A 13,065-nucleotide genomic window follows, 5' to 3' on the forward strand; every position below is an offset into this window, starting at 1 on the left:
GTACCCGTTCCGGATCACTCCCGGACAAAAAAACGGTGTCTTGTCATTCAATAGTATACACTTTATATGCATAGATATACACTTCATTTTCATCGCTAGGATGGGGATTATCTCTCCTATACTTTTGATCTCAAATCAGGGGCATCTGTTTTTAAAATGCTGAAAATCAGAAGGTAGGTTAAAGAGGTGTCACAATTACAAATCATATAAAATTTTAAAGAAATGAAAAAATTATTAACACTGCTGACCCTCTGCCTTCTGGCTGTATCGGGTTATGCTCAGATCCCGGCCGCAGGTGGAAAAATGCCTGACATGAACATTGGACACATCTACGGGAAACTGGTAGATTCAGAAGGTAAGCCTCTTGAATTCGCCACCGTGGTGGTGATGAAATCTACCCTAGACAGTGCAACCAAACAAAGCAAGGAAATTGTCGTAAAAGCCCAGACTACGGGAGACAACGGCGAGTTTGATATCAAGGATTTGCCTGTGAGGGCCAAACTGACTTTGAAAATCAGCTCTGTCGGTTTCCAGACATTTAACATGCCCATTGACTTTACCCCACCAAAAATAGAAGGCATGACTCCGGGCAAAGCACCTGATGCGGCTATGATGGCTAAAATGATGGCCTCATTTGAAAAAGACCTGGGCAAGATCAAAGTGGAAAATGAAAGCAAGGAACTGGACGCTGTGACGGTGAAAGCCACCAAGGCTTTGCTCGAAATGGACATTGACAAAAAGACATTTAACGTAGAGAAAAACATTGTGACGGCAGGGGGGACGGCCATTGATGTAATGCGGAACATTCCGACGATCCAGGTAGACATTGACGGCAACGTAAAACTTCGCAATGCTTCACCGACACTGTTTATTGACGGCAGACCGACCACACTTACCCTGGACCAGATTCCGGCAGATGTGATTGAAAAAGTGGAAGTAATCACCAACCCATCGGCCAAATATGATGCTTCCGGAAGCATGGCCGGTATCCTGAATATCGTTCTGAAAAAGAACAAACAAAGTGGCTACAACGGTATGGTGATGGCGGGGGTAGACCGGTTGGGCGGCTCAAATTTTATGGGCAACTTTAACCTGAGACAAAACAAATTTAACCTGTCACTTATGGCCATGAACATGAGGATGCGTAGCACCACCGAAGGCTACAGCGAGCGTTCAAGCGACATTGTGGGGATTTCGACGCTGACCAACCAGGACATTGAAAGCAAAAACAAATCGCTGATGAGTTTCGGAAGGCTTTCGCTGGATTATTACCTGAGTAAAAAGACTTCATTTACCATCGCCGGTATTATCGGGGGCGGACAGTTTAAGCCCTCTGAAAACCTGTTAATTACGAATACAGCAGGAACGGTGACCACACTGAGCAACAGAATTTCTGAGAACGAAAGACAATTCAAACCCCTTGGTTTTCAACTTGGGTTTAAGAAGGAGTTCGAAAAAGCGGGTGAGGAACTTACCATGGACTTCAACTTTTTCGGAGGAACAAACAGCGGAAACGCGGTATACAATACCAACTATCTGAATGCTGCCAACCAAATCACAGGGGTGCAGATCCAGAAAAACATCAGCACAGGTTCCAACCGGTTCATGACGTTCCAGACGGATTATGTCAGACCGCTGAAAAACAACGGTAGCCTGGAGACCGGGGTAAGGGCTCAGATCAACAGCTTGTCCAATAAAAATGACAATTCACTGAAACCCGTGGGTTCTGATGTTTATAACAGCATTTCATCAGCATCTACCAATTACGAAAGCAAAAATAATGTATTCGCGGCATATATTTCGTTAAGCGGAAAAGTGAGCAATGCCTTTTCTTACAAAGCGGGCCTCAGGGCTGAAAGCTCATCGTATGACGGCAAATTGCTGAATACCGGAGCCCAATTCTCTAATAACTACCCCGTAAGTTTGTTTCCGTCCATTTTCCTGAGCAAGGACCTGACTAAAACAGACCAGATTCAGCTGAGTGTGACCCGCAGGGTAAACAGGCCTAATTTCTTCCAGATCATCCCGTTCATAGATTACAGCGACAGCCTGAACATCACGAGAGGAAATGCCGATCTGAAGCCGGAGTTTACCACTTCAGGCGAGATTTCCTACAGCAAGTCCAAAGGCACAGGTACTTTTCTGACCTCGGTTTATTACAAGTACACCAACAACCTGATCACGAGATATCTTAACCAGGAAGTGAACCCGGTAAGCGGTAAGACAGATCTGATAAACACCTATATCAATGCCAACTCAAGCGAGAATTACGGTGCAGAGATTACCTATACCAACAAAATCACGAAGTGGTGGGACTTTACAGCCAATGTGAACTTGTATAATTCAAACATCAACCTGGAAAACGTGGAGAACAGCACCCCCCAGGACGCGATCTGGACTGCCTTTGGTAAGATCAACAGCAATTTCAACCTCAAAAACAAATGGGTGATCCAGCTTTCGGGCGATTACCAGGGAAAAACCAATATGCCGGTAACGCAGAATCAGGGCGGAGGATTTTCGATGAGCCAGGCTCAAAGTTCGTCGCAGGGATATATCGAACCCTATTATGGTGTTGATTTGGCGATTAAGAAGTCTTTTATGAAAAACGATGTGGCTTCGCTGACCTTATCAGCCAGTGATATTTTCAGAACAAGAGGAAACACGATGGTTTCGTCAGGAGAGGGTTTCAGCCAGACTTATTACAGATTGACTAACCCGCAAATGATCAAACTGAATTTCTCTTTCAGGTTCGGGCAAATGGATGCTAAACTATTCAGGAAAAACAACAATACTTCTTCGATGGAAGGCATGCAGATGCAATAATAACATAAATGATTTGTAACCTGGACGATCAGAATCGGTATGGCAATTTGCGATACCGATTTTTTCTTTTTTAAAGCCTTTGCTCCTCTCATTCTCCCTGTGGCTATAATCGGCTGAATTTGTCCCGGAAAGCCCTTCCCATCCATATATTTTTGCTACAGAACAGTTCGATTTTTCCTTTCCGGGAAAAATATACAAGACACGTCGCTTTTTGTCCATTCCCCGGCGTCTGCTTTCTGCTGAACTTTGCATCATCAAAATAACAATAACAATTTAAATAAAATGAACAGATCAGCAAAAGCCCTATGGAATGGCACCATCAAAGAAGGTAAAGGAAACCTTACGACACAAAGCCAGACACTTGATAAAACACCTTACTCTTTTGTCACCAGGTTTGAAAACCAGGCAGGGACAAATCCTGAAGAACTGATGGCCGCAGCCCATGCAGGATGTTTCACCATGAAACTGAGTGCCGACCTTACTGCAGCCGGTTTTGTGCCCGGTGAATTGCTTACAGAAGCCGTTGTTTCACTGGTTAATGGCGTTATTGCCAAATCTGCCCTTACCCTTCACGCCGAAATTCCGGGCATCACTGAAGAGCAGTTCCAGGAAATTGCCCTGAACGCAAAAGCCACCTGTCCGGTCAGCAGGGCCTACAATTTAGAAATCAGCCTAGAGGCCCATTTACAATAATTTATAAACATCAAACAAAATAATCTCAGAAACAAATAAACAATTTAATAAAATGAAAACATTAGTAATAGCATTCGGAATATTAGCAACATTAGGTCAGTCTGTTTTAGCCCAGGGGAAAAGAGTACCAGCCTCAGCGGGCAGAGAAGAATACATTGAAGTGGAAAAAAATGTAAAACTCCATGTGACAGACCTCGGGGAAGGCCAACCGGTCGTACTCATACACGGCTGGCCCTTAAGCGACGCCATGTATGAATACCAATACCAATACCTGGTCAGGAAAGGTTTCAGGGTAATAGGCATTACGCTCAGGGGTTTCGGGAAATCCGATAAACCCTACAGCAGATATGACTTCGATGTTTTTTCTGATGACATTCATGTGGTTCTGGAAAAACTGAAGATTGAAAACGCAGTTTTGGGTGGTTTTTCGATGGGTGGTGCTGTGGTGCTTCATTATGTGACCAAATATAACGCGGCCCATGTCAGTAAGCTGGCTTTGTTCGGTGCTGCTGCCCCGTCGTGGAAACAAAGGGAGGGCTTTCCTACCGGCATACCTGCGGAAGCTGCGGAGGGTTTAATCAAACAGACCATGACCAACAGACAAGACCTGATAGCGGGTTTTGGGGCGGGGTTCCCGGCCAAGGAAGGCAATATTTCAAAAAACATGGAAAAATGGCTGGAGAACATCAACCTGGAAGCCTCACCTTATGCCATCACAGAATCTATCACGGCACTTCGCGACCTTGATTTACGTCCCGAACTGTCAAAAATCAAGATACCCGTTGCCATATTTCACGGGGTTTATGACAAGAACTGTCCTTTTGTCTGGGCGGAAGAATTAAACAAAGGCCTGAAGAACTCCTACATCGTCAGATTTGAAAACAGCGGACATGCCTTGTTTATCGAAGAGATGGAAAAGTTTAATACCGAACTTGAGAAATTCGCCAGAAAATAATCGGTAATCAGCACACGCGGAGTCTTTACAGGACTCCGCGTGTTTTTCTGCTTGCTGGGAAATGCGTAATATTGTAAACGGTGTTTTAATTATAAGTCATGATAAAGCAGAATCTCTTTGAAAGCAGTCTTAAAACCATAGGGCTGTTACAGCTGAACAGCGAAAATGTGGATACGGTCAACAGCGATACCTATAAATCTTACATCAAGGCATTGTATGTGCCCGAAGGTTACAAGATCAGGGTCGATTTTCATTTGTATACGACTATACAACCCGCCCTTTTCTTTGTCAGCCCCAACCAATTCCTTGAAATCGAAGGTTTTGGTACAGAGCCCGGCCATTTCGTGTTTTATAACCGTGATTTTTACTGCATTCAGATACACGATGAAGAAGTGGCCTGTGACGGAATACTTTTTAATAACATCCACAACATCCCGATGATTAATGTGGCGAAAGAAGAGGCCGCTTTTGTGGATTACCTTTTCAGGCAGATGGAGGATGAATTTGCTCTCAGCGATACCTCGCTGGAAGAGATGATCCGCACTTATCTGAAGCAGCTGCTGATCAAAGCCACCCGACTATGGAAAAAACAACACCTTGACAAAGAAGTATTGCAGCAGAACAATGACCTGGAGTTTTTCAGGAAGTTTACCATCCTGGTTGATGCCCATTATAAAGAGAAACATACCGTGGCAGATTATGCTGACCTGTTGTTTATGGCCGCAAAAACCATCACCCACAAATTTAAACGCCTGAACCTGCCACAGCCTAATGAGGTCATCAAAAACCGGATTGTGCTGCAAGCCAAAAGGCTGCTCGTGCACACTTCCATGACGGCCAAAGAAATCGCCCACGACCTCGGCTACGATGATCCTGCCTATTTCAGCCGGATATTTATGGTAAAAACCGGGGAATCGCCTTCGGGTTTCAGGGCGAAGTACCTTGACCGGGGCCTAGAATAGCTGTCATTTTTACTCTGACGGCTGATACTGAATAACGCGGTCATTATTCCCAGTCCAAAAACACAGAAGCCCCGGTGTTTTCGGCACCGGGGCTTCTTCAATATTCTGAAACCGGCTGCTGATCAGGACGGTACTTTTCTGGCCAGCTCCCTGTCCCAGACCCGGTGACCGGCCACTGCCTTGATAAATGCGTCGACTTTCTGTGTAATATCTCCTGATGGAATAAGTATGACTCCTTCATCTTCCTTCAGGTAAGTGGCTCTCAGAAGCGTTTCAGCTCCTTCCAGGGCTATCGTTTTACAATGCCTGTACGCTTCATTGATAAAGTGAAGGGCATCCGTATTCTCAGAAAGTATTTTAATGCTTCCGTTGCCTCCGGGTATGATAACGGCATCGTACAGGACAGAAGAAGTGTTGAAAAAACTGGCTTCCGCTGTTAAGATCTGGTCCTTAAGACCGGTTACCGGTCCTAAGGAAGGAGCGATCAGCTTGCCTGAAGCTCCTTTTGCACCCAGGGCCTTTTTTATTATGTCGACAGAGGAGGTATCCACACCATTGGCAATCAGAATAGCTACCACTCTTCCGGCCACGCTGTCTTTGACTGTATTGGCCATACTCAGGGCTTCCGAAACGGTGTCTGACTGTTTTACAGGGATAGACTGGAAATTTCCAGGTGTTTCATCCGCAGGGATACTTCCGTTCAGATGGCCGTTAAAAGAGGATTCCGGAATGGTCATTCCAAGGTTCCTGGCAACTTCTTCAGTCAGGTTTTTGTCTATATTATTAAGATGAAGCAGCATCCGCTCGCGTATGGCAACGGTTTCAACTTTACTCAGTTCAAAACTCAGTGCAGCGATGAGGTGCTTTTTCTCCGGTTCCGACTGGCTTCTGAAAAACAAACCGGCCTGGCTGTAGTGATCAAAAAAACTACGGCTGCGACCTCTGATCTTTTTGGCTTCGACTTTCTCCGGATAGGAGGTAAATCCGCCCTCCTCCATTTTTGCCTGATAAGGACAGCCACCAGCCAGGGTATTGGGTTCATAACTTACCCTTCCTTTGTTAATGGTCTGACGCATGTGCCCGTCCCTTTGATTGTTATGGACTTCAGCCACGGGTCTGTTGATTGGAATTTCGTGGAAATTCGGTCCCCCAAGACGGATAAGCTGCGTATCGGTATAAGAAAATAAGCGGCCCTGCAGCAGTGGGTCATTCGTGAAGTCGATCCCCGGAACCAGGTGTCCCGGATGGAAAGCCACCTGTTCTGTTTCTGCAAAAAAGTTGTCGGGATTGCGGTCCAGCGTCATTTTTCCGATCCTGATCACAGGGACGATTTCTTCAGGAACCAGTTTTGTAGGGTCCAGCAGGTCAAAATCAAATTTGTGTTCATCCTCTTCTCTGATCAGCTGAACGCCGAGTTCCCATTCCGGGTAATTCTGATTTTCGATGGCATCCCAGAGGTCCCTCCGGTGAAAATCCGGATCAAACCCGGATATTTTCTGAGCTTCATTCCAGGCCACAGAGTGTACACCGAGAAGCGGTTTCCAATGGAATTTAACGAAATGCGACTCGTTTTTTTCGTTGACAAACCGGAAAGTATGCACCCCAAATCCTTCCATCATCCTGTAGCTGCGGGGTATGGCCCGGTCTGACATCACCCACATGATCATGTGCATGGACTCGGGCATGAGCGATATGAAATCCCAGAAAGTATCATGTGCTGAGGCGGCCTGGGGCATTTCATTGTGCGGTTCGGGCTTGACGGCATGGATAAGATCCGGGAATTTCAGGGCATCCTGGATAAAAAACACCGGGACATTATTGCCCACCAGGTCGTAATTGCCCTCCTGTGTATAGAACTTAACGGCAAATCCCCTGGCGTCTCTTGCGAGATCTGAAGAGCCCCGGGAGCCGGCTACCGTTGAGAACCGGACGTACACGGGCGTTTTTAATTCAGGATCCTGCAGAAATCCTGCTTTGGTATACTTGCTCATGGATTCATACACCTGGAAATGACCATGTGCTGCCGAGCCCCGGGCATGTACTATCCTTTCCGGAATTCTTTCATGATCAAAATGAGTGATTTTTTCACGCAGAATAAAGTCCTCCAGTAAAGAAGGCCCCCGTTCTCCGGCTTTAAGTGAGTGCTGGTTGTCGTTGATTTTAAGCCCGTGATTGGTGGTCAGAAACTGGTTTTCGCCAGATTCGGAATGACCCTCCAGCTGCTTGTCTTTTTCGGAAGCTGCTGCTTTGTTTTGTTGTTTGTTTTTCATGGACGAAAGAGGTTTAGATGATTATTTACTGGTGTGAAATCCGACGTAAGGCGATGATTTTAAGAAGCCACAGATTTCCTGACTTAAATTTTAAAAGGTTGAAAATCAGATATTATCCTGTCTTATGCCTGTAACCTCCGGTTAAAAAATCATTCCGCGTTTTACAAGAGCCGGCTTTTAACCGCTTTATCCTACAAACAGGTCAGAACAAGCCGGCGGCCCCCAGGGTAATTAAACAATTTGGGACAATTGTTTCCCGGTTTTTCTCTGTTTGCAGGTTTAATAAGAAAACAGTACGGTGCAGGCCATTGGCCTCGTGGCAAAATGTGTCATAGCTCCGGGAGGGCAATTCGGAGCATAAAACCTGATTGGAGATGGCTCAAAGTATTAAAGACGCTTTCTGAGCCTTTACCTCATTTTCAAGAGGCAACCCTGTCTCAAAATCCGTAAAGTTTTTGATGGTGACTTTAGCGATTTGTTCTACAGCTTCATGGGTGAAAAAGCCCAGGTGAGGTGTGATAAGGACATTGTTAAACGACATGAGTCTTTCGATGATATCATCCTGAACGATACTTCCGGATAAATCCTCGAAAAACAGGTTTTCTTCTCCCTCATAAACATCTATTCCGAGATATCCCAGCTGCCCGGTTTTCAGAGATTCGATAACATGTGAAGTTTTGATGACCGCACCCCGGCCTGTATTTATCAGCATGGCCCCTCTTTTCATTTTAGCCAGGGTTATGCTGTTGAAAAGGTGCCTGGTGTCTGGTGTGAGCGGTAAGTGTATGGAAACTATATCGGCTTCTTTTAATAATTCATCAAAAGATGTATACACAACACCTTTGTCCTTGAGAATATCTGACGGTTTAATATCATAAGCTATAACGTCACAACCGAAACCCCGGATGATATTCGCAAAAACCCTCCCTATTTTTCCCGTTCCGACCACCCCTACCTTTTTGCCTGACAGGTTGAACCCCATGAGGTTTTGTAAAGAAAAATTATTCACTCTGACTCTGTTGTAAGCTTTGTGGGTCTTTCTGTTTAAGGTCAGAATAAGGGCTACCGCATGCTCGGCAATGGCCTGTGGTGAGTAGGCCGGCACCCGCATTACTTTTATATTTTTCCCCGCTGCTGCTGCTACGTCTACATTGTCAAAACCGGCACTTCGCAGATCAATGAGTTGAATACGATTTGCCGATAATTTTTCGACGGTTTTCCTGTCAACCTTGTCTGAGACCAAAACGCACACCGCGTCAAATCCAGCGGTTAAATGGACAGTTTCTATATTCAGCTGCCCTTCAAAATAGGTGAGGTTATGCTTACCATCTGTGTTGAATTTATCCAGATAATCTCTTTCATAGTACTTGGTACTGAATACGGCTACTTTCATAATTGTATTGTTATCTTTCCTGTTGCGGATTGTCATGGTTATCTCTCCCCGGACTGTAATTATCCTTTTCGTCTTGACTCCCTACGCTTTCCTGTGCATTTTCTGATCCTGAATCAGGCAGGTCATCTTTATGATTTTGGGAGTAATTATTTACTCTGTTCCTTTTTCTCTTTTCGCCGGAAAGCTTCTCTCCGGGAGAGAAAGTGCTTTGGTGTTCCCGTTCCGGCAGAACTTCTTTGGTCTCAGTTTCGGTTATGGTCTTTTTTGTCATGTCAGATTCATGGTGTTCATTATCCTATTTCCGTAAAAGTGTTTTTAATGAATTCTTATAATCCTTTAAAATCTCAGGGTTTCAGAAGAAAGCGGATTTGGAATATCGTCATTCATAAAACGGCAACTGAACTCTTTCCCTGAATTAAATTTCTGAAGACTTTTATGCTTCATTTTGGCAGGAGTTTTCAATCAGATGCGAAGTTGACCCGTTTTTTCTCCTTAAGCATTACACAATTATGAGAAAGACTTATATGATTCACATGCTCCTCCTGACAACTGATATAATTTTCGAGGATGATCTGTAATGACAAATAGCACCATCAACCGTGGTGCATTTATCGACTAATACAATCACAGAGGGTATCTGTTAACTTCGCTTTATATAAATTTTACTTTTTGAATGCAGTGTCACGAAATAGAAATATCCGAAAAGAAAAGAACAGACCTTCCGGTTTTTGTAATATGGATTTTCTGATCTTTTTTCAGAATAATCAATTGGGAGTTTACCTTAATAATTTTATGTATAAATTTCTCCACAGCAATTGTATTAAATAAAAGTATTAATTGAAAGATGCTGAACTTTGACAAAATTGGGGCATAGTTCATGAATCACCGTTACATAATTATTGAATTTTATTACATTATTCACACTTTTTGGCGGGTGATTGATTTATCAGGGGCAAATTACCGCCCCTTGACTATTCACCGCTCTTGTAATAACCGGGGTCATGTTCTGGAAGGGAGTTCTTATGGATACCGGCTTTTTTATAAAGTCGTGTAAACAGGTTATAACTAATTGTTTAACGGAGGGGTTGTGACAAAATTGTGCGAAAAAAAATATAGTGGGAATAGTTTTTTTACGGCAGGCGACGTAGATATTTTTGATGAAAAATACCTGCCTGATTCCGTATCACAGGCAGAATGTTACATCGATAAAAGGGGAAAATATGGGTGTCTATGTGCTTGGTTTTAATGAAATTGACCGCTCAAAGTTAATGCTTGCAGGAGGCAAGGGGGTTAACCTGGGCGAACTGTCAGGGATTGCAGGCTTACACGTGCCTGAGGGCTTTTGTGTGACCACCGGGGCATATGAAAAAATAACTGCAGGCAACCCGGAGTTTAAGCACCTGCTCAATACATTAAAAGACCTCAGACCGGAAGAAAGATCAGCCGTCAGCGAAACCGGTGCAGCAATCCGTGCGATCATTGAAAATACAGTCATTCCGGAGGAAATAAAAGACGAGATTGGCGTTTATCTCAATATTTCAGGTGAAAAAGAGGCTTTTGCCGTGCGGTCCAGTGCTACGGCTGAAGACCTGCCCGGGGCCTCGTTTGCAGGGCAACAGGATACCTACCTGAACATTATCGGGAAAAAATCCATCCTGGAGCACATCAGCAGGTGCTGGGCTTCGCTCTTTACCGACCGTGCAATCATCTACCGGATGCAAAACGGCTTTGATCATCGACAGGTTTACTTGGCTGTGGTGGTTCAAAAGATGGTTTTTCCGCAGGCTTCAGGGATTTTGTTTACTGCTGACCCGGTGACTTCCAACCGGAAGCTGCTGTCTATTGATGCGGGTTTCGGACTGGGCGAGGCCCTGGTTTCAGGCCTGGTGTCACCAGATGGCTATAAAGTACAGGAGGGGAAAATCGTTGATAAGACAATAGCGGCAAAAAAACTGGCCATCTACGGACGGAAGGAGGGTGGAACCGTGACCCGGGAAATCAGCCCGGACCGGCAAAGGATACAGGTACTTTCTGATCCGCAAATCTTAGAACTGGCACGTCTCGGAAGGCAGATAGAAGCCCATTTCGGCAGCCCGCAGGATATTGAATGGTGCCTGGCCGATGATACATTTTATATCGTCCAGAGTCGTCCGGTGACAACATTATACCCGGTTCCTGAAGCCGGCGACGAGGAAAACCACGTGTATGTGTCTGTCGGGCACCAGCAGATGATGACCGACCCGATCAAGCCGCTGGGCTTGTCCTTTTACCTTGCTATAACGCCTGCAGCTATGCGAACGGCCGGTGGAAGGTTATTTGTCGATGTGACGGCAATGCTGGCTTCTCCGGTCAGAAGGCAGGTATTCATGGATACTTTGGGTAAGTCGGACCCGCTCATCAGGGATGCTTTCCTGACGATTACCCGGCGGGAAGGTTTTATCAGGATGTTGCCTGAAGAGGTCAAAGTTCCCGTTGCCCGAGATGAGGTTCCGCCCCTGGGTTTTCAGGCAAAAATTGAAAATGCTCCGTCCGTCGTTTCTGACCTGATCAGCCGCAGCCAGGCTTCCATAGCATTATTAAAGCAAAACATAAGCTTAAAATCAGGAACGGAACTGTTTGATTTTATCCGGGAAGACCTTCAGGAATTAAAGAAAATCCTGTTTGACCCGCAAAGCCACGCTGTGTTCATGACCGCCATGGATGCTTCTTCGTGGCTCAACGAAAAAATGATGGAATGGTTAGGTGAGAAGAATGCAGCAGATACCATTTCTCTTTCTGTAGCCAATAATATTACCTCTGAAATGGGTCTGGAGCTGATGGATGTCGCTGATGTGATCCGTCCCTATCCTGAAGTGATTGCTTATCTGCAGCAGACAAAAGAACGTGATTTTTTAGACGGCTTGCCCGGCCTGGAAGGCGGACAGGAAGCCCGTGAGGCTGTTTCAGGCTATCTCAGCAAATACGGGATGCGGTGTGCAGGGGAAATTGATATCACGAGGACCCGCTGGAGTGAAAACCCGTCGGTACTTATTCCGCTTATTATGGGCAACATCAGAAGCTTTGAACCCGGTGAAAGTAAGCGGAAATTTGAGCATGGAAGGCAGGAAGCTTTGAAAAAAGAACAGGAATTGTTGCATCGCCTCATGGAATTGCCGGACGGCAAAGAAAAAGCAGAAGAAGTAAAACGGGTGATCAGCCTGATCCGGAATTTCATAGGCTACCGGGAATATCCGAAATATGGCTATGTCAGCCGCTACTTTGTATATAGGCAGGCCATCATGAAAGAAGCCGGGAAACTGGCGGAATCCGGCCTTATTCATGAAAAAGAAGATATTTATTATCTCACTTTTGAAGAGCTTCACGAGGTTGTACGCACAAAACAGGTGGATTACCAGGTTATCAGCCGGCGGAAAGAGGCATACAAAATCTTTGAAAAACTGAGCCCTCCCCGTGTGATCACCTCTGACGGTGAGATCATTACAGGTGCTTATAGCAGGGAAAATCTTCCTCAAGGTGCCATTGCAGGCTTACCTGTTTCTTCAGGACTTATTGAGGGCCGGGCCAGGGTGATCTTAAACATGGAAGATGCGAACCTGGAAGAGGGGGATATATTGGTGACGGCATTTACCGACCCTGGCTGGACGCCCTTGTTTGTATCCATCAAAGGCCTGGTCACCGAAGTAGGGGGGCTGATGACGCACGGGGCCGTTGTTGCCCGTGAATATGGCCTGCCGGCGGTCGTCGGAGTGGATAACGCCACTAAACTGATCAAAGACGGGCAAACCATCCGGGTAAACGGAACAGAAGGCTATATAGAAATATTGTAAACCTCGTTGTCCGGATTCAGGCACTTCAGGAATAATAAAGAGCAACTGAAAATACCATTGCCGTGATAAACGTTATCATTAATGAATTTCCCTCCCTGTAATTTAATTGTCTTTTCGGGAATGAAAATCAGAATAATGCTGT

8 protein-coding genes are annotated in these 13,065 nt (G+C 45.3%); 5 read left to right on the top strand and 3 right to left on the bottom strand.

Going from position 1 to position 13,065, the window contains the following annotated elements:
- The first annotated feature begins 222 nt into the window (after positions 1-222).
- From GVN16_RS09435 to GVN16_RS09450, 4 genes are all read left to right on the top strand, one after another.
- Entirely contained in the window at positions 223-2,823 is a 2,601-nt protein-coding gene (locus GVN16_RS09435; protein ID WP_166563636.1) for an outer membrane beta-barrel family protein, read from the top strand.
- Between the two features lie 282 nt (positions 2,824-3,105).
- Positions 3,106-3,516: an OsmC family peroxiredoxin gene (locus GVN16_RS09440; protein ID WP_166563637.1), complete on the top strand. Its 411-nt coding sequence runs from the start codon at positions 3,106-3,108 to the stop codon at positions 3,514-3,516.
- A gap of 52 nt (positions 3,517-3,568) precedes the next feature.
- Positions 3,569-4,471, top strand: a complete 903-nt coding sequence (locus GVN16_RS09445; protein WP_166563638.1) for an alpha/beta fold hydrolase — start codon at positions 3,569-3,571, stop codon at positions 4,469-4,471.
- Between the two features lie 98 nt (positions 4,472-4,569).
- The gene (locus GVN16_RS09450; RefSeq protein WP_166563639.1) at positions 4,570-5,433 is read left to right on the top strand and encodes a helix-turn-helix domain-containing protein; all 864 of its coding nucleotides are present in this window, start codon (positions 4,570-4,572) and stop codon (positions 5,431-5,433) included.
- A 122-nt stretch (positions 5,434-5,555) separates the two neighbouring features.
- On the opposite strand, the gene GVN16_RS09455 is transcribed toward GVN16_RS09450, so the two are convergent.
- The 3 genes from GVN16_RS09455 to GVN16_RS09465 all read right to left on the bottom strand — a co-directional run bounded on the left by GVN16_RS09455 (position 5,556) and on the right by GVN16_RS09465 (position 9,367).
- Positions 5,556-7,703, bottom strand: a complete 2,148-nt coding sequence (locus GVN16_RS09455; protein WP_166563640.1) for a catalase — start codon at positions 7,701-7,703, stop codon at positions 5,556-5,558.
- Between the two features lie 379 nt (positions 7,704-8,082).
- Positions 8,083-9,096: a 2-hydroxyacid dehydrogenase gene (locus GVN16_RS09460; protein ID WP_166563641.1), complete on the bottom strand. Its 1,014-nt coding sequence runs from the start codon at positions 9,094-9,096 to the stop codon at positions 8,083-8,085.
- Between the two features lie 10 nt (positions 9,097-9,106).
- Positions 9,107-9,367, bottom strand: a complete 261-nt coding sequence (locus tag GVN16_RS09465; protein WP_166563642.1) for a hypothetical protein — start codon at positions 9,365-9,367, stop codon at positions 9,107-9,109.
- Between the two features lie 886 nt (positions 9,368-10,253).
- Here GVN16_RS09465 and ppsA point away from each other — a divergent pair.
- Positions 10,254-12,923 carry a phosphoenolpyruvate synthase gene (gene ppsA / locus GVN16_RS09470; RefSeq protein ID WP_229244112.1) on the top strand — a complete coding sequence of 890 codons (2,670 nt, stop codon included), beginning with the start codon at positions 10,254-10,256 and terminating at the stop codon, positions 12,921-12,923.
- The last annotated feature ends 142 nt before the right edge of the window (positions 12,924-13,065 follow it).

The sequence above is a fragment of the Emticicia sp. CRIBPO genome (genome assembly GCF_009905725.1).
Lineage (GTDB): Bacteria > Bacteroidota > Bacteroidia > Cytophagales > Spirosomataceae > Leadbetterella.